At 61.5% G+C, this 25,729-nt stretch carries 28 protein-coding genes; 19 read left to right on the top strand and 9 right to left on the bottom strand.

Annotated features, from left to right (window positions below; translation table 11 throughout):
- Positions 1-28 precede the first annotated feature (28 nt).
- Complete coding sequence (fabD, locus tag AVO45_RS09575) at positions 29-967, bottom strand: ACP S-malonyltransferase (protein WP_068346301.1); 939 nt, start codon at positions 965-967, stop codon at positions 29-31.
- Between the two features lie 163 nt (positions 968-1,130).
- Between fabD and AVO45_RS09570 the strand changes: the two genes are divergently transcribed.
- The gene (locus AVO45_RS09570) at positions 1,131-2,372 is read left to right on the top strand and encodes a cytochrome b/b6 domain-containing protein (RefSeq protein ID WP_068346299.1); all 1,242 of its coding nucleotides are present in this window, start codon (positions 1,131-1,133) and stop codon (positions 2,370-2,372) included.
- Between the two features lie 114 nt (positions 2,373-2,486).
- Here the strand turns inward: AVO45_RS09570 and AVO45_RS09565 are convergent, their stop codons facing one another.
- Both AVO45_RS09565 and AVO45_RS09560 read right to left on the bottom strand, forming a co-directional pair.
- Positions 2,487-3,059, bottom strand: coding sequence for a YceI family protein (locus tag AVO45_RS09565; RefSeq protein ID WP_068346297.1), 573 nt, complete (start codon positions 3,057-3,059; stop codon positions 2,487-2,489).
- A gap of 129 nt (positions 3,060-3,188) precedes the next feature.
- Entirely contained in the window at positions 3,189-3,638 is a 450-nt protein-coding gene (locus AVO45_RS09560; RefSeq protein ID WP_240482107.1) for a hypothetical protein, read from the bottom strand.
- A gap of 345 nt (positions 3,639-3,983) precedes the next feature.
- Between AVO45_RS09560 and rpsF the strand changes: the two genes are divergently transcribed.
- From rpsF to AVO45_RS09530, 6 genes are all read left to right on the top strand, one after another.
- Positions 3,984-4,337, top strand: coding sequence for a 30S ribosomal protein S6 (gene rpsF, locus AVO45_RS09555; RefSeq protein WP_068346292.1), 354 nt, complete (start codon positions 3,984-3,986; stop codon positions 4,335-4,337).
- Between the two features lie 28 nt (positions 4,338-4,365).
- Positions 4,366-4,593, top strand: a complete 228-nt coding sequence (gene rpsR, locus AVO45_RS09550; RefSeq protein WP_005608650.1) for a 30S ribosomal protein S18 — start codon at positions 4,366-4,368, stop codon at positions 4,591-4,593.
- 12 nt (positions 4,594-4,605) lie between these two features.
- On the top strand, positions 4,606-5,223 hold the full coding sequence (gene rplI, locus AVO45_RS09545; protein ID WP_068346290.1) for a 50S ribosomal protein L9: 618 nt from the start codon (positions 4,606-4,608) through the stop codon (positions 5,221-5,223).
- A gap of 158 nt (positions 5,224-5,381) precedes the next feature.
- Positions 5,382-5,873, top strand: a complete 492-nt coding sequence (locus AVO45_RS09540) for a lytic transglycosylase domain-containing protein (RefSeq protein WP_068346289.1) — start codon at positions 5,382-5,384, stop codon at positions 5,871-5,873.
- Positions 5,874-6,057: 184 nt separating this feature from the next.
- Positions 6,058-6,759: a helix-turn-helix transcriptional regulator gene (locus AVO45_RS09535; protein WP_068346287.1), complete on the top strand. Its 702-nt coding sequence runs from the start codon at positions 6,058-6,060 to the stop codon at positions 6,757-6,759.
- A 98-nt stretch (positions 6,760-6,857) separates the two neighbouring features.
- Positions 6,858-7,727 carry an acyl-homoserine-lactone synthase gene (locus AVO45_RS09530; protein WP_068346285.1) on the top strand — a complete coding sequence of 290 codons (870 nt, stop codon included), beginning with the start codon at positions 6,858-6,860 and terminating at the stop codon, positions 7,725-7,727.
- Positions 7,728-8,005: 278 nt separating this feature from the next.
- On the opposite strand, the gene tig is transcribed toward AVO45_RS09530, so the two are convergent.
- The 3 genes from tig to AVO45_RS09515 form a co-directional block, all read right to left on the bottom strand.
- Complete coding sequence (tig, locus tag AVO45_RS09525) at positions 8,006-9,337, bottom strand: trigger factor (RefSeq protein ID WP_068346283.1); 1,332 nt, start codon at positions 9,335-9,337, stop codon at positions 8,006-8,008.
- A 185-nt stretch (positions 9,338-9,522) separates the two neighbouring features.
- A complete protein-coding gene (locus AVO45_RS09520) occupies positions 9,523-10,644 on the bottom strand; it encodes a porin (protein WP_068346731.1) in 1,122 nt (373 codons plus the stop codon).
- Between the two features lie 312 nt (positions 10,645-10,956).
- Positions 10,957-12,534, bottom strand: coding sequence for a bifunctional ADP-dependent NAD(P)H-hydrate dehydratase/NAD(P)H-hydrate epimerase (locus AVO45_RS09515; protein WP_068346281.1), 1,578 nt, complete (start codon positions 12,532-12,534; stop codon positions 10,957-10,959).
- A 169-nt stretch (positions 12,535-12,703) separates the two neighbouring features.
- Here AVO45_RS09515 and AVO45_RS09510 point away from each other — a divergent pair, with 169 nt between their 5' ends.
- From AVO45_RS09510 to AVO45_RS09495, 4 genes are all read left to right on the top strand, one after another.
- Positions 12,704-13,042, top strand: a complete 339-nt coding sequence (locus AVO45_RS09510) for a P-II family nitrogen regulator (protein ID WP_068346729.1) — start codon at positions 12,704-12,706, stop codon at positions 13,040-13,042.
- A gap of 36 nt (positions 13,043-13,078) precedes the next feature.
- Positions 13,079-14,485 (top strand): type I glutamate--ammonia ligase, encoded by a 1,407-nt coding sequence (gene glnA, locus AVO45_RS09505; protein ID WP_068346279.1) that lies wholly within the window; start codon positions 13,079-13,081, stop codon positions 14,483-14,485.
- Positions 14,486-14,615: 130 nt separating this feature from the next.
- Positions 14,616-15,413 carry a lytic murein transglycosylase gene (locus AVO45_RS09500; RefSeq protein WP_068346276.1) on the top strand — a complete coding sequence of 266 codons (798 nt, stop codon included), beginning with the start codon at positions 14,616-14,618 and terminating at the stop codon, positions 15,411-15,413.
- A gap of 194 nt (positions 15,414-15,607) precedes the next feature.
- Positions 15,608-16,516: a hypothetical protein gene (locus AVO45_RS09495; protein WP_240482106.1), complete on the top strand. Its 909-nt coding sequence runs from the start codon at positions 15,608-15,610 to the stop codon at positions 16,514-16,516.
- Positions 16,517-16,571: 55 nt separating this feature from the next.
- Here AVO45_RS09495 and AVO45_RS09490 read toward each other — a convergent pair whose 3' ends face one another.
- Positions 16,572-17,303: a heme-dependent oxidative N-demethylase family protein gene (locus AVO45_RS09490; RefSeq protein WP_068346727.1), complete on the bottom strand. Its 732-nt coding sequence runs from the start codon at positions 17,301-17,303 to the stop codon at positions 16,572-16,574.
- A gap of 125 nt (positions 17,304-17,428) precedes the next feature.
- Here AVO45_RS09490 and dddP point away from each other — a divergent pair, with 125 nt between their 5' ends.
- Both dddP and AVO45_RS09480 read left to right on the top strand, forming a co-directional pair.
- Positions 17,429-18,769 (top strand): dimethylsulfonioproprionate lyase DddP, encoded by a 1,341-nt coding sequence (dddP, locus tag AVO45_RS09485; RefSeq protein ID WP_068346272.1) that lies wholly within the window; start codon positions 17,429-17,431, stop codon positions 18,767-18,769.
- Positions 18,770-18,877: 108 nt separating this feature from the next.
- Complete coding sequence (locus tag AVO45_RS09480; protein WP_068346270.1) at positions 18,878-19,135, top strand: DUF6455 family protein; 258 nt, start codon at positions 18,878-18,880, stop codon at positions 19,133-19,135.
- A gap of 7 nt (positions 19,136-19,142) precedes the next feature.
- Here the strand turns inward: AVO45_RS09480 and AVO45_RS09475 are convergent, their stop codons facing one another.
- Complete coding sequence (locus AVO45_RS09475) at positions 19,143-19,565, bottom strand: DUF6314 family protein (protein ID WP_068346268.1); 423 nt, start codon at positions 19,563-19,565, stop codon at positions 19,143-19,145.
- Between the two features lie 140 nt (positions 19,566-19,705).
- Here AVO45_RS09475 and purB point away from each other — a divergent pair, with 140 nt between their 5' ends.
- From purB to AVO45_RS09445, 6 genes are all read left to right on the top strand, one after another.
- On the top strand, positions 19,706-21,010 hold the full coding sequence (purB, locus tag AVO45_RS09470) for an adenylosuccinate lyase (RefSeq protein ID WP_068346266.1): 1,305 nt from the start codon (positions 19,706-19,708) through the stop codon (positions 21,008-21,010).
- A 125-nt stretch (positions 21,011-21,135) separates the two neighbouring features.
- The gene (locus AVO45_RS19710) at positions 21,136-21,288 is read left to right on the top strand and encodes a hypothetical protein (protein ID WP_157770132.1); all 153 of its coding nucleotides are present in this window, start codon (positions 21,136-21,138) and stop codon (positions 21,286-21,288) included.
- A 103-nt stretch (positions 21,289-21,391) separates the two neighbouring features.
- Entirely contained in the window at positions 21,392-21,940 is a 549-nt protein-coding gene (locus tag AVO45_RS09460) for a tetratricopeptide repeat protein (RefSeq protein WP_068346261.1), read from the top strand.
- A 71-nt stretch (positions 21,941-22,011) separates the two neighbouring features.
- On the top strand, positions 22,012-23,127 hold the full coding sequence (locus AVO45_RS09455) for a flagellar motor switch protein FliG (protein WP_068346259.1): 1,116 nt from the start codon (positions 22,012-22,014) through the stop codon (positions 23,125-23,127).
- Positions 23,128-23,223: 96 nt separating this feature from the next.
- Positions 23,224-24,078: a DMT family transporter gene (locus AVO45_RS09450; RefSeq protein ID WP_068346257.1), complete on the top strand. Its 855-nt coding sequence runs from the start codon at positions 23,224-23,226 to the stop codon at positions 24,076-24,078.
- A gap of 9 nt (positions 24,079-24,087) precedes the next feature.
- Positions 24,088-25,011, top strand: coding sequence for a lysophospholipid acyltransferase family protein (locus AVO45_RS09445; RefSeq protein WP_068346255.1), 924 nt, complete (start codon positions 24,088-24,090; stop codon positions 25,009-25,011).
- On the opposite strand, the gene AVO45_RS09440 is transcribed toward AVO45_RS09445, so the two are convergent.
- Positions 25,012-25,713 (bottom strand): DUF1223 domain-containing protein, encoded by a 702-nt coding sequence (locus AVO45_RS09440; protein WP_068346253.1) that lies wholly within the window; start codon positions 25,711-25,713, stop codon positions 25,012-25,014.
- Positions 25,714-25,729: the final 16 nt, after the last annotated feature.

The following is a 25,729-nucleotide window of genomic DNA, read 5'->3' as shown; positions in this document are numbered from 1 at the left end:
GCCTCGCGCCCAAACCTCCTAGCGAAATTCAGGCGTCACCCTCAGTGACTTTCGTCACATCCTCCGGCGTGCCGACCGCCTTGGAGGTGATCGAACGGTCGATCTTGCGGATCATGCCCGACAGAGCCTTGCCCGCGCCGATCTCCCATGCCTCGGTCACGCCATGCGCCGCCATGTATTGCACGCTTTCGCGCCAGCGGACCGAGCCGGTCACCTGCTCCACCAGCAACTGCCGGATCAGGTCGGGATCCGTCACCGCCTCGGCGCGCACATTGGCGACCAGAGGAACGGCCGGGGTCTTGATCTCGACGCCCGCGAGCGCCTCGGCCATCACATCCGCCGCCGGCTGCATCAGTGCGCAATGGAACGGGGCGCTGACGGGCAGCATGACCGCGCGTTTCGCGCCCTTTTCCTTGGCGATCTCGGCGGCCCGCTCGACCGCGGCCTTGGCCCCCGACACGACGACCTGCGTCGGGTCGTTGTCATTGGCGGCCTGACAGACCTCGCCCTGCGCGGCCTCTTCGGCAACGGCCCGCACGGCGTCAAGGTCAAGGCCCAGAATGGCCGCCATCGCGCCTTTACCGACGGGCACGGCGCTCTGCATCGCCTGGCCACGGGTGCGCAGCAGACGTGCCGTATCCGCCACCGACAGCGAACCCGCCGCCGCAAGCGCCGAATACTCGCCCAGCGAGTGCCCGGCCACGAAGGACGCCTTGTCGATCGAAACACCCTCGGCCTCGAGCGCGCGCATGGCCGCCAGCGAGGTCGCCATCAGCGCCGGCTGCGCGTTCTGGGTCAGGGTCAGTTCCTCGATCTCGCCTTCCCAGATCAGCGCGCTGAGCTTTTCGCCCAATGCCTCATCCACTTCGTCGAACACGGCCTTTGCTGCCGGATAGGCATCGGCCAGCGCCTTGCCCATTCCGATCGTCTGGGCGCCCTGCCCCGGGAAAACGAATGCGATTGTCATTGCGACCTCTTAGGTGACGTTGGGTTGCGGCGCGGTGTAAACCGCCCGCGCGCGCGGCACAAGGTCTGCATGTGGGCACGTCCCCTGTGCAGCCGTTGCGATTGTGCAGTCATCCCGCGCGACTAGGTTGCAACGACAACCAGACAGACAGGAGCCCCGCAGAATGTCGTTTGCCAATACCGCCAGCAGCTATGGAAGCGTCACCAAGACCTTTCATTGGCTGACTGCCCTGCTCATTCTCACCGTGATTCCTCTGGGCTGGGCCGCGACCAACATGGCCGAAGCCGTCAACGATCCGTCGGTCACGGCAACGGCTGGGGAAATCTCGCGCACGGCACTGGTCTTTTCCCTGCACAAGACCGTGGGCGTTCTCATCTTTTTCGTCGCGCTGGCCCGAATACTGTGGGCGATGACGCAGGCCAAGCCCGGCCTGCTGAATGCTGAAAACAAACCCGAGGCACTTGCGGCAGAGGCCGTGCACTGGCTGCTCTACGGTTCGCTGGTTCTCGTGCCGCTGACGGGCTGGGTGCACCACGCCGCAACCGAAGGCTTCGCGCCGATCCTGCTGCCCATCGGGCAAGACCTGCCGCTGGTGCCCAAGTCACAGAACCTTGCGGACATCACCGCAGGGCTGCACTGGGTGTTTCAATGGGTGCTCGTCGCCTCGCTGGCCCTGCATATCCTCGGCGCCATCAAGCACCATGTGATCGACCGCGACGCCACGCTGCGCCGGATGCTTCCGGGCCATGCGAACGCACCCGAGCCGCCCGCGCAACAGCACGGTGCCGGGCCCGCCCTTGCGGCTCTCGCAGTTTGGGGTCTGGCCCTGGGCGCCGGGGCTTATGCCGGAACCTTTGCGACGCACCAGACCTCGAGCCCGGCCACCGTTGCGCTGAAAATGGTGCAATCGGACTGGCAGGTTCAAGACGGCTCGCTCTCGATCACCGTTGGCCAGCTTGGCACCCCGGTCACCGGTCAGTTCGCGGACTGGACGGCGGCAATCACCTTTGACGAGCCTGACGCTCCCGGCCCGGCGGGCCATGTCGAAGTGACCGTTGCCATCGGCTCGCTGACGCTGGGGACCGTGACGGATCAGGCCATGAGCGCGGATTTCTTTGCCGTCTCGGAGTTTCCGACCGCCACCTTCAAGGGCGAAATCGTCAAGACCGAGTCCGGATATGAGGCCCGAGGCCCCCTGACCATCCGCGACCGCAGCGTGGATATCGTGCTGCCGTTCACCCTCGACCTCGCGGACGGCACGGCCACCATGTCGGGCAATCTGGTCCTTGACCGCCTCGACTTCGGCATCGGTCAGAACATGCCGGATGAAAGCTCGCTGGCCTTTGCCGTCGAAGTCGGCGTCGAACTGACCGCGATCCGGCAGCCCGAGCACACCGGGTCGTGACAAGCAACTGGCGGGCGCGGTCCGCCCGCCAGCACGCTATTTTTTGATATTCGGCGAAAGAAACAAAAGCCGGCCCTTCCCGGGGCCGGCATCAAGCTGTTTCGGAAGGCCGTCTTATTCGGCCTTCATCGCCTCGACCGAGATCCTGACTTCGACCTCATCACCCACGTAAGGCGCGAATTTGCCAACCTCGAAATCCGAACGCAGCAGCGTGGTGGTTGCGTCGAAACCGGCCCAGGGCTTGCCCGCCATCGGGTGATCGCCCATCTGGTTCAGCTTGGCATCCAGTACGACAGGCTTGGTGACGCCGTTCATGCTCAGATCGCCGGTGATCTTGGCCGTGTTCTCGCCGGTCACCTCGATAGAGGTCGAAGTGAAGGTCACGAGATCGCCGTCTTTGGCGCCAAAGAAATCCTCGGACATGAAGTGCTGCTCGCGCGCCTCCCAGCCGGTGAACATCGACGTGACCGGCATGGAAACCGAAACGCTCGAGGCAGCCGGGTTTTCCTGGTCGAACAGGATCTCGCCCTCAAAGCCCGAGAACATGCCGGTCGTGTTCGAGAAACCCAGGTGGTTGTATTCGAACACCACCTGGCTGTGGCTGGGGTCCAGAACATATTTGACCGGCGCGGCCAGTGCTGCGGAAGAGGCGGCCGCCAACGCGGCTGCGACGAGGATGGTTTTCATCAGATGTGCTCCATGAACTGAATGTGCGCGCCCCCTGTTGTGGGAACACGCAAACGAAATGTGCCGCCCGAGGGCGGCACGCAATCTTCAAAACTTCACAGGGTCTGTGATCTGGCGAACATCCCGAATTCAGTGGGAAATCGGAACTGACCCGCTCAGCTGCCCCTTGAGGGCATGGCTGACTTCCGGAGAGGGCAGTGGCAGTTTCATCAACAGGCTGCCATCCACGTCATAGAGTTCTACCTGCCGCTCCGAGAACCGGGCGCTGCCCAAGGTGTCGTAGCTGCGGCGCAGGACGGTTTGCGGACGCCCGTTTTCGTTCTTCTGCAGGACACGCACTTCGCGGCGGATCGGATCGAAATAGGCGTCCGGCCGCTCTCCGACGAATTCGAGCGTCAACAGAACGACCCCGAACACGAGATACAACAGAGATGCGCCTGCCTTGATCGGCAGCACCTCGGCGCTGAATACCGAACCGGGAAGGACCCACATTGCAAAGGCACTCATGACCAGAAAGGCCCCCAATGCCCTGAACAGGATAAGGCGCGCGCGCCAGTTTGCCGCGAACGTGATTTTCACGGGTACCGGCGTCCCCTGGGCTGGCTCCGCAATCGGTTGCGCGATTGTCTTGGCGTTAGTAAGGGTCATCTGTCTTCCCACCCCGAAACAAGATTGCCTGACGCTCGGGATAGTCCCGGCTCTTGTTCAACTTTTAGCCAAAAAGCGTCAGCATTTGGGCAGGCACATGGTAATTGGGCGGCACAGGCGTGGATTTCGGACAGGGGGCTTGCCCACGCCGCTCAGGCGTGTATATGAGGCCATCCTTTCGCAAAGCTTTGTGAACCGCGCAGTCTCTCGTGGCCGGGTCGCGAAAGGTCTGATGGCCCGCCTTTGAAATGCGCCTTGATAGAAACAGGAGAGCACATGCCACTTTATGAGCATGTCATGATCGCGCGTCAGGACCTGTCCAACGCGCAGGCCGAAGGCCTCATCGAACATTTCGGCACCGTCCTCGCGGACAACGGCGGCAAGCTCGTCGACAGCGAGTACTGGGGCGTCAAGACGATGGCCTACAAGATCAACAAGAACCGCAAGGGCCACTATGCCTTCCTCAAGACCGACGCCCCCGCCGGCGCCGTTCAGGAAATGGAGCGCCTGATGCGCCTGCATGACGACGTGATGCGTGTTCTGACCATCAAGGTCGACGAGCACGAAGAAGGCCCGTCGGTTCAGATGCAGAAGCGCGACGAACGCGGCGACCGCCGCGAGCGCCGTTGATCACCGCCTGAAGAAAGGACACCAAACCATGGCTGCAAAACCGTTTTTCCGCCGCCGCAAGGTCTGCCCGTTCTCGGGTGAAAACGCGCCCAAGATCGACTACAAGGACACCCGCCTGCTGCAACGCTACATTTCCGAGCGCGGCAAGATCGTTCCTTCGCGCATCACCGCCGTCTCGGCCAAGAAGCAGCGTGAACTGGCCCGCGCCATCAAGCGCGCCCGCTTCCTCGCCCTGCTGCCCTACGCCGTGAAGTAAGGAGAGACTGACATGCAAGTTATCCTTCTGGAACGCGTTGCGAAGCTGGGTCAGATGGGCGACGTCGTGGACGTCAAGCCTGGCTTTGCCCGCAACTACCTGCTGCCCCAGGGCAAGGCCCTGAGCGCATCGGAAGCCAACATCGCATCCTTCGAAGCCCAGAAAGCGCAGCTGGAAGCACGCAATCTGGAAACCCGCAAGGAAGCCGAGGCTCTGGCCGAGAGACTGGACGGCCAGCAGTTCATCGTGATTCGCTCGGCATCGGATGCCGGCGCGCTGTATGGCTCGGTCACTCCGCGTGACGCTGCCGAGGCCGCAACCGAGGCAGGCTTCTCGATCGACAAGAAACAGGTCGCCCTGGTCGCTCCGATCAAGGAACTGGGCCTGCACACCGTCGCCGTGAAGCTGCACCCCGAAGTCGAGGTCGAGATCAAGCTGAACGTGGCCCGTTCGCAAGAAGAAGCCGAACTGCAGGCCTCGGGCAAGTCGATTCAGGAACTGGCAGCCGAGGAAGAGGCAGCCGCCGATTTCGAGATTGCCGAACTGTTCGACGACATCGGCTCGGCCGCTTCGGAAGACGAAGAGCTGGCAACTCCGGCCGCCGAAGAAGAAGGTGAAGCCAAAGCCTGATTGGCTACGATTTGAAGACTTGGAAAGGCCGCACGATCTTGTGCGGCCTTTTTCTTGCCGGCCACCTTACCCACTCGGCAGGAAACGGCACAACGGCGCACCGCGGCTTGCGGCGGCCGACAAGCCGCCTATCATGCGCGCAAGAACGGAGGCTTGAAATGCGTAAACTACCCCGCCGATCTGCACTCGCGCTGCTTGCGGCCGCACCGCTTGTTGCGTGCGCCAAAACAGATGATCGGCTGAGCAGCCGAAACGAACCCTTCGATCCGCCGCTCTATCCGAACGAAACGCCGGAACTGAGGGCGTTGATCAACAAGTGGGCCGACTTCTACAGCCTGCCCAGGGAACTGGTGCACAAGCTGGCGATCCGGGAAAGCACGCACCGCCCCTGGGCCGTGAACCGCCCCTACTATGGCTTGCTCCAGATCCTGCCCGCGACGGCCCGGTCGATGGGTTACCAGGGCTCTCCAGAGGGGTTGCTGGACGCGGACACCAACCTGAAATACGCAGGCAAATACCTGCGCGGGGCATGGCTTCTGTCCGACGGCGACCAGCAGCGCGCCATCCATCTCTACGCCAAGGGCTACTATTACGAGGCGAAGAAGCGTGGAATGCTGGTCGAGACCGGTCTGGCCAAACCAAAGAGCTGACAACCCTGCCGGTAGCGCCACATTGTTGCATGCCGAGCGCACGTCGTAGAGCGGCCTTTTCCAAAATCACTTGCACATATCCGCGTAATTGTCGCAATGTTGGCTTGACGCTGTGGGATGGCGCGTCCTTGATTGCATTCGAAATGCTGACTGAAAGAGGCTGTCCGAACGAGAAGGAGAGGCGGTGAAACTCATCGACTTGGCCGCAGTCGACCAACAGGAAACCTCGGCAGGAGAGTTTCTGGATACGATTTGCGATCAACTGGGGTTTGACTACGCATCGTACGCCGTCATGAACTCTGTTCAGGGCGACGTCCAGGGCTATGCAAACTATCCCGATGAATGGAAACTCCACTATGCTCGGCAGGGTTTTCACAATGTGGACCCGACGCTCTATCGTTCGTCACAGAGCGTGGCGCCGGTCGACTGGGGCCGGTTCAACCACGACAACAAGTTCAATGCGGTTTTCAGGGACGCCAGCGATTTCGGCATCACCGACCGGGGGCTGACGATCCCGATCCGGGGCCCCTACGGCGAGTGCGGGCTTTTGAGCCTGACCCGCGATTGCTCTGATAACGAATGGGAAGCTCAGAAAAAGAACTTCATGGGTGAACTGCAAATGGCCGCCGTGCATCTGCATGACTCCGTCATGCGATCGGGGCTGTTGGGAAAAGCTCTCTATCTCCCGCCGTTGTCTTCACGGGAAAAAGAGATTCTTCAGTGGGTTGCCGAAGGCAAATCTCAGCAGGACATCGGCGACATCCTGTGCATCTCGCATCGAACCGTCGAGGTCCATGTGCGGTCCGGCCGAGAGAAACTTGGCGCACTGACCACCCCTCAGGCGATCGGCAGAGCCATCGGACTTGGCCTCATACATCCCGGTTAATACTACGAAATCTCCGAAATTACGGGAAACCCCTAATAGTCTTGTTCCAAATCTTGGTTAATCCTCGAATAACGGTAACAAGACTTTAGGGGGATGGCATGATTATCGTCATCGACGGACTTAACAAGCACCTTTTCGGCGACGTTTTGGATGAGGTTTTCAAGCTGCGTGCGCGCGTCTTCGAAGGCCGCCTGGGTTGGGAGGTCAACGTTGTCAACGGCCGCGAACGCGATCAATTCGATGACCTCGATCCAGCGCATGTCGTCAGCATCGACGATGAGGGCGAAGTGGTCAGCTGCATGCGCCTGCTGCAGACTACTGGACCGCACATGCTCGCCGACGTCTTCAGCAGCATTCTGGATGGGGAGCCACCGTTGCGCAGCACCCAGATCTGGGAAGCCACCCGCTTTTGCGTCGACACCTCGCGGTTGGGCCAGGGGCGCGCCAAGAACTCGATCTCTTATGTCACCAGCGAAGTGATGATCGGCTCGTTCGAATACGCGCAGAAAGCGGGCGTTCTGGACGCCGTCGCGGTGATCGACCCGGTCATGAACCGGGTTCTCAAGCGGTCGGGCAACGCGCCGTGCGACTATCTGGGCACGGCGAAACCGATGGGCAAGGTCACGGCCATGGCCGCATTGATGGACTGTTCGGACGAACGCATCGCCTCGATCCGGGAGTTTGCCGGCATCCAGCACGACGTGTTCCTGTCCGAGGCAGACGCACTGAGATTAATGGCGCAACGGCAGGAAGCCAAGTCGCCGATGCCAAAGCCGAGTGTGGCGAACCAGGACCACAAGCCTCTCAGCACCCTGGAACGGTATTTCGTCGAGCAGATGCGCGACGCAAGGACCGAGAGCGAGGTTCAGGACGTTCTAAGGCTGATCGAATCTCTGTCGGATACGTTCACACCTGAACAGAAAGACGCTCTTCTCAACACCCCCCGTGCTTTTGCTCAAGAGGCCTGACCCCCTCACCTTTTGAAAGAAAGCCACCCAAGCGGAGCCGTCGCATTTTCGACGGCTCCGCCTCGTTTTTTTCTTGCGGCGAGAACCTTGCCGGCCTGCCGGATCGCCTGCCCCACCCAAAGGCAGTCCTGCAGGTTTTCCAATCCGAGGGCCAAAGGGTCAAAAAAAGGCCCTCCGGAGAGGGCCGAAGGGGGCTGCGCCCCAACGTCGGTTCTGAAAACCATCCGTTGGCCGGACCCGCACGCACGCGGAATCCGGCCTGGCAGCCGGGAAGAGAATTACTCCTCTTCCAGCGCCTCGACGGCTTTCTGCAGGTCGTCCTTGCTGACTTCCTTTTCGGCGATCTCGGCCAGTTCGAACACGTAGTCGATGACCTTGTCTTCGAAGATCGGCGCGCGCAGCTGCTGCTGCATCTGGGCGTTCTGCTGGACGAACTCGAAGAACTGGCGCTCCTGACCCGGATACTGACGGGCCTGGTTCATGATCGCCTGGGTCATCTCGGCATCGGTCACCTCGACCTCGGCCTTCTGGCCCAGCTCGGCCAGCAGCAGGCCCAGACGCACGCGGCGCTCGGCCAGTTTGGTGTGCTCTTCGGTCGGCTCGATCTCGTCGTGGTTGTGATCGTGCACCTCGGGGTGCTCTTCATGCCACAGCTGGTGTGCGATCTGCTTGGCTTCGGCCTCGACCAGCGAGGGCGGCAGGTCAAACGTGACTTTCTCGTCCAGCGCGTCCAGCAGGGCGCGCTTCATGACTGCGCGCGAGGCGCCAGCATATTCGGCCTCCAGGCGCTCGGCGATCTGCTTTTTCAGCGCTTCCAGATCCTCGGCACCGAATTTCTGGGCCAGCTCGTCGTTGATCTCGGCCGCGACGGGCTCTTTCACCTCTTTCACGGTGCAGGTGAACACGGCTTCCTTGCCGGCCAGATGCTCGGCACCGTATTCCTCGGGGAAGGTCACGTTGACGTCTTTTTCTTCGCCGGCTTTCACGCCGACCAGCTGATCCTCGAAACCGGGGATGAAGCTGTTCGAGCCCAGAACCAGCGGGTAGTCTTCGGCCGAGCCACCATCAAAGGCTTCGCCGTCGACCTTGCCGACAAAGTCGATCACGACCTGATCGCCCTCTTTCGCCTTCGACCCCTTGCGGCGCGGTTTGAAGTCCTGCGCGGTTTCGGCGAGGTTCTTCAGAGCCTCTTCAACGGCTGCGTCGTCGGCCTTGACGACCATCTTTTCCAGCTTGATCGACTTCAGATCGACCTCGGGGATTTCCGGCAGCGCCTCGTAGGACATCTCGACGTGAACGTCGTCGCCCTCTTTCCAGTCCTCGTTGGTCATCTTGACCTGAGGCTGCAGCGCCGGACGGTCGCCGCTTTCCTCGAAATGCTTGTTCATGGCGCCGTCGATGGTTTCCTGCATCGCCTCGCCCAGCAGGCGCTGACCGAACTGCTTTTTCAGCAGGGCCATCGGGACCTTGCCCTTGCGGAAGCCCTTCATCTCGATTTCCGGCTGAGCCTCGGCCAGCTTTTCGTTGACCTTCGCGTCCAGCTCGGCGGCGGTGACAACGATGTTGTAGCCGCGTTTCAGACCTTCGTTCAGCGTCTCGGTAACCTGCATTATGGTAGTCCCCATAGGATTCGGGGCGCGCAAAATCGCGCGCCGGGCAAATTTGAGGCCTTCTATTTGCCCAGCCGACCGAGGGCAAGGGGCAAGGTGCCCGATCAGCCCGGTTTTACCTCTCCTGCCCACAAAAAAACGCCCCGGACCGTGCCGGGGCGCTTGTTCATTCAGGGTGACTGCCCTCAGAACTTCCAACGGGCGCCCAGCACCCATGCTTCGTTCTTTTCAAAGGACGAGCCATCGTCGAAGTCGTGGTTGCGATACTTCAGATAGGCGTCGGTATTGATGCTGTCGATGCGCTGCACCACTGCGATGCCCCAGGACTCGGTGCTGGAGCCGTCGCTGTCGAAGTCGGAGCCGTCATAGTAATCCAGGCCCACGCCAGTCTTGCCCCAGGACACCCATTCGCCCTCATAGGCGATCTTGGTGTACCAGAAGCTGGGATCGCTCGAGCCGCTGACATTGTCGCGGGAACCGGCAGCAGCGGTGAAGCTGAACCCGCTGGGCAGCAGGACCGACGCCGAACCGATCACGTCTTCACGCTCGCCGGAGCCGTCGTCAAAATCGCGCACGGCATATGCGACGCTGGCTGCAAATTCGATGCCACCGCCGAAGGTGTTCTCGTAATTCACGGCCAGATCGTAATAGTCGTCGTCATCGCTGCTGGACAGGATGTTCTGACCATAGGCGAAGCTGGCCGAGAACCCGTTGTACACGGGCGTGTCATAGCGCACACGGCCACGGCGTGCGCCGTCGAAGTTGCTGGTGGTGTCGCCCACGGCGATCCCACTCAGGGCCCCGCTGGTTCCGCGGTAGAAGAAGCCCGAGTTTTCATCGGCCGTATAGGAATACAGCGCGGTGCCCACATAGGACAGGTCGGTTTCGGCGGCCCCGTCCGAGGCCATGCTGCCCTGACCGGCCGAAACTTTGCCCCAGTCGCCTTTCAGGGCGAAATCGACGTGACGGATGTCGGACCGGGTCCAGCCGCTGAAGTCGGTGCCGTTCTGGTTCCACTCGGTCGAATTCGGCAGGCCCAGGGCGGTCTCGAACCGGAAGGTGAACTCGTTCTGCCCATAGGGCTGCATCAGGAACAAGCCAACACGGCTGTTGGACAGGTCGTTGTCCAGCAAGCGGGTATCGCTGTCCTGACCATCGTCAACCGAGATGATCGCGGGGTTTAGCTGTCCATACAGCAGGACGTAGCCACCCGAGTTGTTTTCGTATTTCAGTTCGGCCGCGGCGGGGATTGCCGTGGTGGCCGCCAGCAGGGCTGCGGCCGAGGAGAGTTTGATATCAAACGACATTTCTTTCACCATGAAAGGTTCGGGTTTCAGGTACTACTCAGATGTTCAGGGGAACCATGCGGTTCCAGAGGCCCCATATCCATCCTGATCAAGCATTGCAAATTCGCCACAACCGAAACCGCCAGGAGGCGACAAATAGACGTATTTTCAAGAACTTGTTCGCGCGTTTGTGGGAAGCCAGTCACAGGCCCCAAGCAAATTCTGCCATTTGGCCATGCATATGGCAAACACCCGCTATGCGCCGAGGAACACTTGACGGCGACAATCCGCCGAAACGGCGCCCCTTCAAGGCTTCTGGTCTTGGCGCAACAATCATATGGTGAGCCGTTTGAAAACGGCTGGCAATTGTTCGGGCAGATCCTCGGCGATCAGTCCGGACCCGAACTCTCGCGCGCATTCCACATGCAACCAGGCCGCCATTTCCGCCGCGACCTGCGCAGAAAGCCCGCGTGCCAGAAGGCCGGCGATGAAACCGGCCAGCACGTCTCCGGCCCCCGCCGTCGCCAACCAGGGAGCCGCCCTGTCGTGATGCGCCGAGTTGACGAAACAGCGGCCATCGGGCGCGGCAATGACGGTATCCGGCCCTTTGAACAGAACCGTGCATCCCGCCCGTTCCGCTGCCTCGCGGGCCGCATCGACCTTGGAATAGGCAGGGCCTTTCACAGGGAGCTCGGCCAGCTTGCGTGCAACGTCCGGGAACAGGCGGGCGAACTCGCCGCCATGCGGGGTCAGGACACATTCCTCGTGAAGCAGGCCGAACAGATTTTCGGGCGCGTCGGCAAAGGCCGTCAGAGCGTCCGCATCCAGAACCGTCGGGCGAGGCGTGACACCACCCTGCCCCAGAACCACCGGCACCAGTTCCCGCGCGCGCTCCAGCCCCAACCCCGGCCCCATGCATACCGCATTCAGGCGCTCGTCCCCGAGCACCTCGGTCAGGCCGTCCGCCCCGTCGATCCGCCGCAGCATCAGCGCCGTGATCTGGCTTGCCACCTCCATCTGAGCCGAAGGTGGAACCCCGAGGGTCACCAGACCGGCCCCGATCCGCAACGCACCGCGCGCCGCCAGCCGTGCCGCCCCGGTTTTACCCGAACCACCCGACAGGATCAGGGCGTGGCCATGCGAATATTTGTGGTCGTCATCCCTCTTGGCCAGCCAGTGCGGATTTACCCGGCATTCTTGGGCGACCGGAGTTATGCTGTCCAGAAGCGCCCCATCTTCCGGGTGACGTATCCCCAGCGGCTTGACGACCACCTTGCCCGAGACGATGGCCGCCTCGTCCAGACGGTGCCCCAGCCGGGGGCGCTCGAACGTCACCGTCAGATCGGCGCCCTTGATCGTTTGCTCTTCAAACAGGCGGCGGCCACTGTCCGAGCAATAGCCCGAAGGCATATCCACTGCGACCACCCGAACGGGCGGTGTCCACTTGCGCATGAGCCCCAGCAGCCCGATCGCCTGCGCGGCCACCTCATCCAGGCCCCGCGTCAGCCCCGTTCCAAACAGCGCATCAAGGGCCAAGGCGGGGCGTTCCGCGGGCGCGTCCTGGAAGGCTTCTATGGGCTGGACCGCACCGCCCAGCGCCTTCCACCTGTCGTGATTGACCTTCGCATCCGGCGGCAGCTTTTCCGGGTTGCCGTAGAGAAAAACATCAACCCCCCAGCCCCATTCCCTGAGCAGCCTCGCCACCACGAATCCATCGCCGCCATTGTTGCCCGGGCCACACAAGACAACCGCGCGCTGCGGTTCACGGGCGAGTTCGGGCCACTCTTCGAAAATCGCCTCGAAAATACCTCGCCCGGCCTTCTCCATCAGGTCCAGACCGCTGGCCTGATCGGACTCGATTGCCGCCTGCTCGATCGCCCGCATCTGCGCGGCTGTCAGCAATTCCACCATCTCACCCCTCCCAGCGATTCACTTTTGCGCATTTTTTGTGCAAAACGCCCATTCCTTGACCATTCAGCTTTTTTCGCCGCGCCGCAGCCAGCGCTTTTTTTCAATCACGTTGCTGCACCAGCTTAGACGTGATCTGCACTCGCCTGACAAGCATGTGAGGTATCTCCCGATGAAGAAGATCGAAGCGATCATCAAGCCGTTCAAACTGGACGAAGTGAAGGAGGCGCTTCAGGACGTGGGAATCCAGGGCCTGAGCGTGATCGAGGTCAAGGGGTTTGGTCGCCAGAAGGGCCATACCGAACTGTATCGCGGCGCGGAATACGTGGTCGATTTCCTGCCCAAGGTGAAGATCGAGGTTGTTCTGGACGACGACCAGGTCGACGCCGCCGTCGAAGCCATCATCGGCGCTGCCAGAACCGACAAGATCGGCGACGGGAAGATCTTCGTCTCGCCCATCGAACAAGCCATCCGCATCCGCACCGGTGAATCCGGCTCGGACGCGCTGTAACGAAACAACCGAGAACTCAAACAGAGGACCAAGAGTATGAGCAAGGACGCAGTTCTTCAGCTGATCAAGGAAGAGGGGGCCGAATATGTCGACATCCGCTTCACCGACCCGCGCGGCAAGCTGCAGCATGTGACCGTGATGGCCGATCAGGTCGATGAGGACTTCCTGGAGGAAGGCTTCATGTTCGACGGATCGTCGATCGCCGGCTGGAAGTCGATCGAAGCATCGGACATGAAACTGATGCCCGACACCGAGAGCGCCTATGTCGATCCGTTCTACGCGGAAAAGACCATCTGCATCCACTGCTCGGTCGTCGAGCCCGACACCGGCGAACCCTACGAGCGTGACCCGCGCGGCACCGCGCAGAAGGCCGAAGCCTATCTGAAGGCGTCGGGCATCGGCGACGTGGCCTACATGGGCCCCGAGGCCGAGTTCTTTCTGTTCGACGACGTTCGTTTCTCGAACAGCATCAACAAGGTATCCTACGAAGTCGATGCAACCGACGCGTCCTGGAACACCGACACCGAGTACGAGATGGGCAACATGGGCCATCGTCCGGGCGTCAAGGGCGGCTACTTCCCGGTCAACCCGATCGACGAAGCCCAGGACCTGCGTTCGGAAATGCTCTCGACCATGAAGCGTCTGGGCATGAAGGTGGACAAGCACCACCACGAGGTGGCCTCGTGCCAGCACGAGCTGGGCCTGATCTTCGACAGCCTGACCAAACAGGCGGACGAACTGCAGAAATACAAGTACGTCATCCACAACGTCGCGCACGCCTACGGTAAATCGGCCACCTTCATGCCGAAACCGATCGCGGGCGACAACGGCACCGGCATGCACGTCAACATGTCGATCTGGAAAGACGGCAAGCCGCTGTTTGCCGGCGACAAATATGCTGACCTGTCGGACGAGGCGCTGTGGTTCATCGGCGGCATCCTCAAGCACGCCAAGACCCTGAACGCCTTCACCAACCCGTCGACCAACAGCTACAAGCGCCTCATCCCGGGCTTCGAAGCCCCGGTTCTGCGCGCCTATTCGGCCCGCAACCGTTCGGGCTGCGTCCGTATTCCGTGGACTGAATCGCCGAAAGCCAAGCGCGTCGAGGCCCGCTTCCCCGACCCGTCGGCCAACCCCTACCTGTGCTTTGCGGCCCTGCTGATGGCCGGCTTGGACGGCATCAAGAACAAGATCGATCCGGGCGAGGCGATGGACAAGAACCTCTACGATCTGCCCGCCGAAGAACTGGCCGGCATCCCGACGGTCTGCGGCTCGCTGCGCGAGGCGCTCGAGGCCTTGGCCGCCGATCACGACTTCCTGCTGCAGGGCGACGTGTTCACCAAGGACCAGATCGACGGCTACATCGCACTGAAGATGGAAGAGGTCGAAACCTACGAGCACACCCCGCACCCGGTCGAATACGCAATGTACTACAGCTGCTGATCGGCAAACGTGAATAATGCGAAGGGCGTCCCTTGGGGCGCCCTTTTTCGTTGGCAGGCGCCTTGTCCGATTTCCCTTTATCCGTTGCGCACGCCCCGATACGATTGGGCATATTTTCTGGACCGGTTTCATGCGCATTCATTCCACTGTTCTCGCCTTCGCCCTCGTTTTGACCCCCGCAGCGTTGTTTGCGGCCCCCTGCGGCAATACCGGCGCGGGGTTCGAAGCCTGGAAAAAGGATTTCGCGCAGGTCGCCAAGCGGTCGGGCGTCAAGAAAAAGGGGCTGCAGGCGCTGGCCCAGACCCGCTATGCGACCGGCACGATATCGGCCGACCGCAACCAGAAAAGCTTCAGATATTCTCTGGAAAAATTCATGCAGGTGCGGGGCGCCGATGTCATCGTCGCGCAGGGCCGCAAGCGCAAGGCGGCGAACCCGCAATTCTATGCCGCGCTCGAACGGCAATATGGTGTGCCAGCCGGTATTCTGATCGCGATTCACGGGATGGAAACCGGCTTCGGCCGCTTCATGGGCGACAGCCAGGTCGTCTCGGCAATCACGACATTGGCCTATGATTGCCGACGCTCGGAATTCTTCATCCCCCACGCAATCGGCGCCCTGAAACTGGTGGACAAAGGCAGCATCACCATGGCGACCAAAGGCGCGAAACACGGCGAGCTTGGGCACACCCAGTTCCTGCCCGGCAACGCGCTGACCTATGGGGTCGATGCAACCGGGGATGGCCGCGTCGATTTCTACAACATCACCGATGCACTGGCCTCGACTGCGAATTTCCTGCGCAAAAAGGGGTGGAAACCGGGGCGCGGCTATCAACCCGGCGAACCGAACTTTGCCGTCATCCAGCAATGGAACGGCGCAACGGTCTATCAGAAGGCCATCGCGATCATGGCGAGTCGCATTGACGCTTGAAGCAGCCTGCACAACCTCGCGCCGCAATTTCGCCACAAAACCGCCGACATCCACTTCAAACGACTTTTCTTCCTTGGTTTCCAATACGTAACCAGACTCGGGAAAAGTTAGGAATTCTCCAAATCTGTCAAATTTTTTCCCATATCCGAAAATAGAGTTGGTTTTGCAAACACACGCAATGGAGGATTCGCGCTGTGACTTCGAAGAGCAGATACCATGGCGGCTTGGTATTTCTGGGCAACGATGACGGAACGCTGGAGCGCTTCAGCCAGATCGTTGCGGCAACTCTTCAGGATTATGGACATCTCGTCGAACGCCGGACCGTCCTGTCCGAAACCGAAGCGAGCGTTGTCTCCAGCCAGTACCTCGTGCAACTGAGCCTCGAAACCGAGGCTCTTGCGCCGGAAAACCGTGACGACGGCAACAACAGCGCGGGTGGCTTCAGAGCGATTGCCAGAAAGCCGGTCCTGCGTGGCAAGAAACGGCTCGTCATCACGATGTCTCCGGTGTCCGAGCTTCTGGACGACAACGAGGTTTCGGAACTGATGCTGGTCGTCATGCTCTATCGCATGGTCGACATCTGCACGTCTCTGCGGGTTGAGTGGCTTTCGCCGAACACGGTTCTGACCATCGAACAGTTCATGAGCGCGTTTGACACGCTGACGCCAGGCCGCCAGCGTGGCTGCAAGCAGATTTTCGCCTCGGTCAGCGGGCCGTTCTCTGGATCGGAAAGCGACGCGCACCAAGAGGGGCCGGCCGCCGATCAGCATACGGCCCCGGCAGTGCCCACCGATGGGACCCGACCGATCGAGGTCACGGATCAGGTGCTTCTGACGCTCGCCTTCCGCGAAGACGAGGAACCAGAGCAGGAACTGTCGCGCGAAGACCGGCTGAGACGCGATCTCCAACGCCTGTCGAGTTGGGGCATGACCGGCGCTGTTGCATTTCTCTGCGCTCCGGTCGCGGCCTCGATGGCGGCCGTGAACCTGATCAGAGGAGAAGATTTCCGGCTAAACACCCACGTACTGTCCTATACGGCCGCGCTGGTTCTGCTGCAAAGCAGCGGCGCGATAACCGAGGTCACAGCGGCATTGGGTCTCTGATACCTATAGCGCATTCGACCCCCTTGCGCAGCCCCGCCAATCGGCGGGGCTTTTTCTATCCCCGGTTCAGTGACGCGGCCTCCAGAACGAATGTGTGGATCGAAAACACCACGGCCCGGCTTTCCGGCAACCGCAGCAGGCTCTGTCTTTCACTGCGCAGATAGTGTGCCCCTTCCCGGTCGCGCACCGGCCTCGGCGCGCTGGCGCTGCGCGGCTGGAACAGAGTGGCGTCCTCATACCACAAGGCGTTGTATCGCCACAGCGGCCTACCCGGCTGAATACCATCGAACAGCCGCTGCACGCGCCGGGCAATATTGTCATCATAGCTGACGACGGGATCATGAATCGCGATCAGCGGCCGCATGAATTTCTCGGACAGTTTCCAACTGGCCGGAAAACACAGGTTCGCCGCCATCAGAACATGCTCGTCGCCGCGCTTCTGCAGGATGCAGAGATCCTCCTGAACCAGCCGGCACAAGGTATCCAGCGGTTGCGCACGGTCTATCTGGACCTCAACGCCGTCAGGCCGCGTCACCCGCCCTGTGGCGCCGGGATAGGATTGGGCAAGCACGAGGTCCAGCAACTCCTGCGCCGCGGGCATGGCGCTTTCATCCATGGCCAGCACGTCCGCGCGCCGCTCGGCCAGCAGGCGCTCGCGTTCAGCCATCTGTTCGGCAAATGCGTCGTCCCGCAGCAGCCAGTCCTCGATGGAAAGCGGCTGGATACCCGGCAGAGGCCGTTCGGCCAGCGGGTCATAGGGAATCGATTTCTGCAGAATTTCCGTCATCATGTCGCGATTAGCATGGCCGGTTTGCCGAGTAAGACCAAAAACGACGAAAATTCAGTCGCAAATCTGTGCGACCCTGCGTCACCCGGCCTGCACCCTGAACGGAACAGCAGGGAGGCCAATCCGTGAACACACACTATCGCGACACCCGCAAGATCGACCCCACCCGCGGCAAGACGCTGGGCGACGGCACGCCGAATGACAACGACCGGATCGAGATCGGCCCCACACAGCTGGCCTTTGCCGAATGGGAAGCAGCAGGTTTGCGGCTGCCGAACCTTGAACGGATGCGCGAGTATCGCTGGAAACGGTTGACCCAGGCGATCGTCGATCGGGGCTATGGCGGGCTGCTGATGTTCGACCCTCTCAACATCCGCTATGCGACCGACAGCACCAACATGCAGTTGTGGAACACCCACAATCCGTTCCGCGCGGTTCTGCTGTGCGCCGATGGCTACATGGTGATCTGGGACTACAAGAACTCGCCCTTCCTGTCCAAGTTCAACCCGCTGGTGCGGGAACAACGCTCGGGCGCCGACCTGTTCTATTTCGACCGGGGCGACAAGGTGGATGTGCAGGCCGATGTCTTCTCGAACGAGGTGCGCGTACTGATGCAGGAACATGCCCCCGGCAACAAGCGTCTGGCGGTGGACAAGATCATGCTGCACGGCCTCCGCGCGCTCGAGGCGCAGGGCTTCGAGATCATGGAAGGCGAGGAAGTCACCGAAAAGACCCGCGCCATCAAGGGCCCCGACGAGATCCTGGCCATGCGCTGCGCCCATCACGCCTGCGAAACCGCCGTGGCCGAGATGGAGACGTTCGCCCGTGCAAACGTGGGCGATGGCAAGACCAGCGAGGATGACATCTGGGCCGTTCTGCATGCCGAGAACATCAAGCGCGGCGGCGAATGGATCGAGACGCGCCTGCTGGCCTCGGGGCAGCGCACGAACCCTTGGTTCCAGGAATGCGGCCCCCGGATCACGCAGAAGAACGAGATCATCGCCTTTGATACCGACCTGATCGGTTCCTACGGCATCTGCATCGACATCTCGCGCACCTGGTGGATCGGCGACGAGAAACCGCGTCCCGACATGATCTATGCCATGCGTCACGCGCATGAACATATCATGACCAACATGGAGATGCTCAAACCCGGCGTGATGATACCCGAGTTGACGGCCAACGCGCACAAGCTGGACGACAAGTTCCAGGCGCAGAAATACGGCTGCCTGATGCATGGGGTCGGCCTGTGCGACGAGTGGCCCTTGGTGGCCTATCCCGACAAGGCGGTCGAAGGCGCCTATGACTATCCGCTCGAGCCCGGCATGGTGTTGTGCGTCGAGGCCTGTGTCGGAGAGGTCGGCGGCGATTTCTCGATCAAGCTCGAGGATCAGGTGCTGATCACCGAAGACGGCTATGAAAACCTGACCACCTACCCCTTCGATCCTGCCTTGATGGGCGAATAGGTTTTGGCGGCGCCCGCCGCCTCCCGTTTGACCGAAATCAAACCGCCGGGGTCGGCGACGTGGCAAATGTTACACGAAATCCGAATCAACGCCTCTGGAGTAACATATATGAAGCTCTTTTCGAAACTGACCTCGCACACCGATCTGGTCACGGGGATGGCCTCGCGTCTGGGCGCCGATCTGGGCGAGATGATCCTGCGCAACCCCGATACCGAGGCCGCACATTACCGCAGCATGGTGATGAAATGCACCGGCTGCCGCAACCCGGAAGGGTGCAAAAGCCTGCTCGAGGCAAACGACCGGCTGGACGAGGCGCCAAACTATTGCGTCAACAAGGCCGATCTGGAAGCCCTGTGCGAGGCCTGAGGCCGGCTCACGGCCTGTCGTAGGTCGTCACCATGAAATATTCTTTGCGCGGGCCGGTCACGGCCCAGCGTGATATCCATCGTGGCCAGTCGCCGAAATCGTAGCTGCCCCTATAGTTGTCGGGGGCGCACCAATGCGTATCCTCCCAAGCCTCCTCGCCCAGCGCGATGCGGTGGAACGGTCGGCCATCGTCGAACAGCACCGCGATCCCGTCGCCGTCGGCCTGCCACAGATAGCGCCGCGTCGCGGTCATCGGCGCCTGTCCCGGCAACTTCAGACGCAGGGTCTCGTCATAGATCAGGCCGGTCGCTGATGGCACGAACCGCGCCAGCCCTTCGGCCAACGCCACCTGCCCGGTGCGTGCATCGTCGATCCGGCGGGTCAGCCGCCAGTCTCCGACGAAATCGGCTAGCGCGGCTGTCCGCGTCATCGGCATCCTCCCATCCTGGCAACAAGTGTCTGGTGGCGGGCAAACCGTGTCAAATGGGCGCTCCCGGCTTGTCGATGGCGTCTGGCGCAGCTATGACCCCGCCAACCCTCCTTGCCAACCGAAAAAAGGTGCCGCTGCCCATGATCCCTCGTTACTCCCGCCCCGAAATGGTCGCCATCTGGTCGCCCGAGACCAAGTTCCGTATCTGGTATGAAATCGAAGCCCATGCCTGCGACGCGATGGCCGATCTGGGCGTGATCCCGCGCGAGAACGCCGAAGCTGTCTGGAAAGCGAAGGATGTGGAATTCGACGTGGCCCGCATCGACGAGATCGAGGCCGTCACCAAGCATGACGTGATCGCCTTCCTTACTCACCTAGCCGAGCACATCGGCAGCGAAGAGGCCCGCTTTGTCCATCAGGGCATGACCAGTTCGGACGTGCTGGACACCACGCTGAACGTGCAGCTGGTGCGCGCCGCAGACATCCTGCTGGCCGACATGGACAAGGTGCTGGCCGCGCTCAAGAAACGCGCTTACGAGCACAAGGAAACCGTCCGCATCGGCCGCAGCCACGGCATTCACGCCGAGCCGACGACGATGGGACTGACCTTCGCCCGCTTCTACGCGGAAATGGACCGCAACAAGAACCGTCTGGAAAAAGCCCGCTGGGAAGTCGCCACCGGCGCGATCAGCGGCGCCGTGGGCACCTTCGCCAACATCGACCCCCGCGTCGAGGAACATGTCTGCGAGAAACTCGGCCTGCGCCCCGAGCCGATCTCGACCCAGGTCATCCCGCGTGACCGCCACGCGATGTTCTTTGCCACGCTGGGCGTCATCGCATCGTCGATCGAGAACATCGCCGTCGAGATCCGCCATATGCAGCGCACCGAGGTGCTGGAGGCCGAAGAGTTCTTCTCGAAGGGCCAGAAGGGTTCCTCGGCGATGCCGCACAAGCGCAACCCGGTCCTGACCGAGAACCTGACCGGCCTCGCTCGGCTGGTGCGCATGGCGGTCATCCCGGCGATGGAAAACGTGGCGCTCTGGCACGAGCGCGACATCTCGCACAGTTCTGTCGAGCGCGGCATCGGCCCGGACGCGACCGTTACGCTGGATTTCGCGCTGAACCGTCTGGCGGGCGTGATCGAGAACCTCGTCGTCTACCCCGAGAACATGCTGGCCAACATGAACAAGTTCCGCGGCCTCGTCATGTCGCAGCGCGTGTTGCTGGCCCTGACGCTGGCCGGTGTCAGCCGCGAGGACGCCTATCGCCTGGTTCAGCGCAACGCGATGAAGGTCTGGGAAGAAGGCAAGGACTTCAAGACCGAGCTGCTGGGCGACCCCGAGGTGACCGCCGCCCTGAGCCGCGAGGAGATCGAGGAAAAATTCGATCTCGGCTATCACACCAAGCACGTCGATACCATTTTCTCGCGTGTTTTCGGCGAGTAACCGGAAAAACCTCGCCTGACCGAATGCAAGGCCCGGACCGCAGGCAAACGGTCCGGGCCTCGTTTTTTGCCCGAATCCGCGAAAACGTCTATGATGGCCGGACAAGGCGAGACAGGAGAAACGCGATGACGCTGAGAACTCTGGCTTGCGCCGTGGCTGTCGGGTTGTTTGCGACCGCAGCGTCGGCCTGCGAATTGCACAAGCAAACCCAGTCCTGCGCCCCCGGCACCGTCTGGGACAGCGAAAGCCAAAGCTGTGTGAAGGCTGTAAACAGCTAAAGCACCGTTCACCGAGTTTTGTAGAGAAGCGGGCCGAAAAAGGCTCGCTTTTCTCTTGGATGCACTATGATCACGGGTGCCCGATAGTCGATGGAGTTTTTCGATGCGCCTTTTGATTTCAGCCGCAATTGCCGCCATGAGCCTGTCCATGGCTCCCGCGAATGTTGACGCCGCCGGAGGCGGAGGATCAAGCCCGCCGAAAACGACCAATACGACCAAGAAATGCCTCTTTGGCCGCGTCTGGGACGCCAACGCCAAGAAATGTGTGAAACCGTCGAAAAGCAACTTCACCGATGAAGAATTGTATCAGGCCGTGCGGGAGCTTGCCTATAATGGCCAGTATGAACATGCGCAGAACATCCTTCGCGTCATGCCGGATCAGAACGACGACCGGGTTCTGACCTATTGGGGGTTCACCTATCGCAAGATGGGTGAGTTGGAACTGGCCAACGTCTTTTATGAAAAAGCGATCACGGCCAACCCGGACAACATCCTCGCCCGCAGCTACATGGGCCAGGGGTTTGTCGCTGATGGCAAGACGGATCAGGCCATTGCGCAGTGGCGCGAGATCGTGGCGCGCGGCGGACAGGGCAGCTGGGCCGAAACTTCCCTGCGTCAGGCGATCCGGACGGGACTGACCTACAACTACTGAGGTTCAGGGTTTCTTTACGGCCCTTGGCATAACTTGTCTGCAAGACCACGAACCATTGGCAACGCAGGCAGATGCAGAACGAACAGACGCTGATGCAGATTGAACCCGGCGCGCCCGTCGCCGGCGCCGGGTTTTCTTCGGACACTCAGGACCAGCGGATCGTCCCGCGCGTGCTTTCCGGGCGGGAAAAGGCCGCCATCGTCGTGCGCCTGCTGCTGAACGAAGGCGCCGATATCCCGCTCGAGGAACTGCCTGAGGATTTGCAGGAAAAACTCACGCTCCAGATGGGGCGGATGGGGCTTGTCGATCGCGTCACGCTGGCCACGGTCGCGCAGGAATTCACCGAGGCGCTGGATGGCGTCGGCCTGTCATTCCCGCACGGTCTGGCCGGGGCGCTGGATGCAGTGGCGGGGCGGATCGGCCCGTCCACTGCCGCGCGTCTGCGGAAAGAGGCCGGGGTGCGGCAATCGGGCGATCCGTGGCAGCGTCTGCGCGCGCTCGACGCCGGGGAACTGGCCGCTGTTGCTCAGGCCGAAAGCACCGAGGTGGCGGCGGTGATGCTCTCGAAACTCGACACGGCCAAGGCCGCTGAACTCTTGGGGCATTTACCTGGCCCCGAGGCGCGGCGCATCACGCTTGCGATGTCCCGCACGGCGCACGTCACGCCCGAGACCGTGGACCGGATCGGCTGGGCATTGGCCGCTCAGTTGGACAGGAAACCCGATCTAGCCTTCAAGGATGCACCGGGCGAGCGTGTCGGGGCCATTCTGAACCACTCCCCGGCCGCGACGCGCGACGGGCTGCTCAGCGCGCTGGACGAAGAGGACACGGACTTCGCCTCGGAAGTGCGCCGGGCAATCTTTACCTTTGAACATATCCCCCGGCGCATACAGCCACGCGATGTCCCTGCCATCCTGCGCGGCGTAGATCAGGCGACGTTGACCACCGCGCTTGCCGGCGCTTCGACCGAGGGTGACCAAGCAGCCGTCGATTTCCTGTTGTCCAATACGTCGTCGCGCATGGCGGATACCCTGCGCGAAGAGATGGGCGAACGCGGCAAGGTGAAACAGGCCGAGGCGGAACAGGCGATGGCAGAAATCGTCGGCACGATCCGAACTCTGGAAAGCGAAGGTGGCATCACGTTGATCCCTTTGGACGAAGACAGCCAGGTGTCAACCAACGAATGATGGCGCGCCTTTTCCAGTCGACAGGCGCCGAGAAACCGGCCTATCAACGGGCATGGCATTCGTTTCAACCCTTTTCCCATGCATCGGACGCTCCGCATGAGCGCAAGTGCCAGCCGACCCATCCTGTTCATGGTGCTCGCGATTCTCTGCTTTTCCCTCATGGATGCGACGGTCAAGGCGCTTGCGCCGCAGATCGGCGTGCTGTCCGCGCTGTGGGTCCGATACGCCGGGCAGATGATGGTCGTGCTCCTGCTGGTTCTGCCCCGGCTGCACCAAGTCGTGCGAACGCGCTATCCGCTGCTTCAGTTCCTGCGCTCGCTCCTGTTGTTGGGGGCGACCGGGTTCTTCTTCACCGGCATCAGCCGCATCCCGCTGACCGACGCCACCGCGCTCATGTCGCTGAACCCGGTGATGATCACCCTCGGTGCGGCGCTGTTTCTGGGTGAATCCCTTGGCCCGCGCCGCATCATCGGAATTGCCCTGGCAGTTCTCGGCGCCGTCATCATCATCCGCCCCGGATCGGGCGTATTCCAGGTGGCCGCCCTCTACCCTGTGGGCGCCGCCATCTGCTATTCGGCCTACGCGCTGCTCACCCGCCGCGTCGGCCCGGACGAAGACCCCTGGACCTCGCTGTTTTATACCGGGCTGGTCGGAACGATCCTGCTGACACTGTTGGCCCCGGCACAATGGCAGGCCCCCGAATCCTCCGGCTGGGTCCTGATCCTTCTGGTGGCAGGTTTCGGCACGATGGGGCAGATGCTGCTGATCCGGGCATTCAGCGCGGGCGAGGCATCGATGCTGGCGCCCTATGCCTATAGCGGACTGGGGTTCGCCGCCTTGTGGAGCGCCCTGTTCTACGCCGAATTTCCCGACATATGGACGATCTGCGGCACGCTTGTGATCGCCGGAGCGGGTCTGTATGTCTGGCACCGCGAAACGCAACGCCGGTGAGACCACGCAATGCCCGTCGAAAAATCGGAACTCAATCGTTTTGAGTTGGGAAAATACTACATCTCCAGTCTGTTTCTCCGCGGCTTCATCGGAAGCATACGCCTGTTGCCCTACGAGCGCCGGATTGCGGCGACAGGAAAGCTGGCTCAGGCGCTGGCCCCACTCGTCGGCTTCCGCAAGCGGGTGCTGAAAAACCTGAAACTGACCTGTCCGGACCTCTCCGAGGAAGAGGCGGAAAAGATCAGCCGCCAGGTTTGCGACAATGCCGGCCGCGCGATCATGGAGCATTTCTCGCCCGAAGAATTCGTGGAAAGGCAAAAGCGCGCCAGGATCATGGGGCCCGGCATCCCCGCCTATGACGCCGCCTGCAAGGAAGGAAGGCCGGTCATGGTGATCTCTGCGCATTTCGGCCACTACCTTGCCATCCGGATCGCGCTGCAAGAGCGCAGCGGCATTCCGCTCGGATGTCTCTATCGCCGCATGGCCAACCCGTATTTCAACGACGCATATGTCGCGGCCTTCCACAAGACCGGCGAACCCATGTTCGAGCAAGGCCGCCGCGGCATGATGGAGATGGTCCGCTCGCTGAAGCGAAACGGGCATATCGCCATCGTGTCCGACCTGCACGCGCATGGCGGAGAGGAACTGACCTTTTTCGGCAAGCCTGCCGTGACCTCGGTGCTGAACGCGGAACTGGCGATCAAGTATGGCGCGGTCATGCTGCCCTGCTACGCGGTGCGCCGTCCCAATGGCGTGGATTTCGACATCGTGGTGCACGAGCCCGTGCCGCATACCGATCCCGAGACCATGACACAGTATCTGAACGACGACCTGGAAAAAGTCGTCCGCCAGCACATGGGCCAGTGGTTCTGGATTCACCGCCGCTGGAAAGCCTGGAACGGGCTGGGCGTTCAGCCCGAGGACATGCCCTGATCAGTCCGCCCGCGTTGCCGCGACGATCGGCCCCTGCCCGGCGCGTTGAACCAGAACGGCCGCAGACAGGGCCGGGTCGAGCGTCGCCGTGAAGGTTGCCGTGGTCGTTCCGTCCCATTGCCCCAGAACCTGCCAGCTTTCCACGACATTGGCATAGTTGAACTCTTGTCCCGCCAGTTCACCCCGTTCGATTGCAGCATGCCGAAGCGGGGAATACTGGACCAACTGCACTTCGTAGGTTTCGTCGCCTGACAAATCCAGCGGTGTGACTTTCACCCCCAGTTCGCTTCCGCTTCGCTCGGCCACGACCGTCGCCACTTGGGCGGCCGAGTGGTATTCGGCAATCAACCCCATCACTTCGAGCCCATCCGAGCCCGCCACATCCGCCTGGCCGTTGACGATCATCTGCGGGGTATAGATCATCGCCCGGCCACCTTCCCGGGCATAGGCTTTCTGGCGCTGAGTATGCGCCGGTTTTGCAAACAGGTCCTTCCAGCCGATGTAATCCCAGTAATCCACGTGCAGGGCCAACCCGATCACGTCATCCCTTTGGGACAGATCGCGCATCAGTTCGTCGGCGGGAGGACAGGAAGAACACCCCTGCGAGGTGAAAAGTTCGACCACGACCGGATGATCCTCGGCATCCGCGGGGGCTGCCGTAACCAGCGATACCAGAATTGCCGCCGCCGCAAACTTCAACATGACCGTTACCAAAACA

The sequence above is a fragment of the Ruegeria marisrubri genome (assembly GCF_001507595.1).
Classification (GTDB): domain Bacteria; phylum Pseudomonadota; class Alphaproteobacteria; order Rhodobacterales; family Rhodobacteraceae; genus Ruegeria; species Ruegeria marisrubri.
The sequence above is the reverse complement of the archived record's forward strand: the minus strand, read 5'-3'. Positions and strand labels throughout refer to the sequence as shown.